The following is a 1,404-nucleotide window of genomic DNA, read 5'->3' on the forward strand; positions in this document are numbered from 1 at the left end:
AGGCGGGCATGGGCTTTGCCTACCTGATGCAGGAACTGCCACAAGAACGCCTGACCGTGGCGATTGGCGCGCTGTCTTCAGCCGAAGCGGCGTTGCAATGGACCCTTGAGTACACGCGAGAGCGCAAGGCGTTCGGCAAGGCGATTGCCGATTTCCAGAACACCCGGTTCAAGCTGGCGGAGATGGCCACCGAGATTCAGATTGGCCGCGTGTTTGTCGATCAGTGCATGGCCTTGCATCTGGAAGGCAAGCTGGACGTGCCCACGGCGGCGATGGCCAAGTACTGGGCCACCGACCTGCAGTGCAAGGTGCTCGATGAGTGCGTGCAGTTGCATGGCGGCTACGGCTTCATGTGGGAATATCCGATTGCCCGGGCCTGGGCGGATGCGCGGGTGCAGCGCATTTATGCGGGGACCAATGAGATCATGAAGGAGATCATTGCGCGGGCGCTTTGATTGTTAGGTGCTCTTGATTGATCGTTCCCACGCTCCGCGTGGGAACGCCTCATGTGACGCTCCGCGTCACGACTCTGAAAGCGGACGCAGAGCGTCCAAGGCGGCATTCCCACGCAGAGCGTGGGAACGATCAGTGCGGATCAATCAAGGTGCTGGATTCGGATGATCCTTCTGAATCGCCTCAATCCCTTCCAGCACCTCTTTCGACAATTTCAGTTCGGCACTGGCGATGTTGCTGTCCAGTTGTTCCAGTGATGTGGCCCCAATGATATTGCTGGTCACAAACGGCTGCTGTGTCACAAACGCCAGCGCCATCTGCGCCGGGTCCAGGCCATGCTTGCGCGCCAACGCCACATATCGGCTGCACGCCGCTTCCGATTGCGGGTTGAAGTAGCGGCTGAAACGGCTGTACTCGGTCAGGCGCGCCTTGGCCGGACGTGCGCCGTCTTCATACTTGCCACTGAGCATGCCGAACGCCAAAGGCGAATAGGCCAGCAAGCCGCACTGCTCACGAATGGCAACCTCTGCCAAGCCCACTTCAAAGCTGCGGTTGAGCAGGTTGTAGGGGTTCTGGATCGACACTGCACGTGGCCAGCCGCGGGCTTCGGCCAGGGCGAGGAACTTCATGGTGCCCCACGGCGTTTCGTTGGACAGGCCAATGTGGCGGATCTTGCCGGCCTTCACCTGTTCATCCAGGGCTTCGAGCGTTTCCTCCAGTGGCGTGAGGTCGTCTTCGTCCTTGTGCTTGTAGCTCAACTGGCCGAAGAAGTTGGTGCTGCGCTCCGGCCAATGCAGTTGGTAGAGGTCGATCCAGTCGGTCTGCAGGCGCTTGAGGCTGGCGTCGAGGGCTGCGCCGATGTGCTTGCGGTTGTGGCGCAGGTGGCCATCGCGGATGTAGTCGATGGTGTTGCCGGGGCCGGCGATTTTGCTGGCAAGGATCCAGTCGGCG

Annotated in this window: 2 protein-coding genes; one reads left to right on the forward strand and one right to left on the reverse strand. The window is 60.6% G+C overall.

From position 1 onward, the window contains the following. Positions 1-455, forward strand: a 455-nt coding sequence (locus BKD70_RS22115) for an acyl-CoA dehydrogenase family protein (RefSeq protein ID WP_256543188.1), incomplete at its 5' end; no start/stop codon positions are given. A gap of 144 nt (positions 456-599) precedes the next feature. Here BKD70_RS22115 and BKD70_RS22120 read toward each other — a convergent pair. Then, positions 600-1,404: aldo/keto reductase (locus BKD70_RS22120; protein ID WP_070415397.1), on the reverse strand; the 805-nt coding region annotated here is incomplete at its 5' end.

This window comes from Pseudomonas sp. BS-2016, assembly GCF_001806145.1.
Taxonomy (GTDB): Bacteria; Pseudomonadota; Gammaproteobacteria; order Pseudomonadales; family Pseudomonadaceae; genus Aquipseudomonas; species Aquipseudomonas lundensis.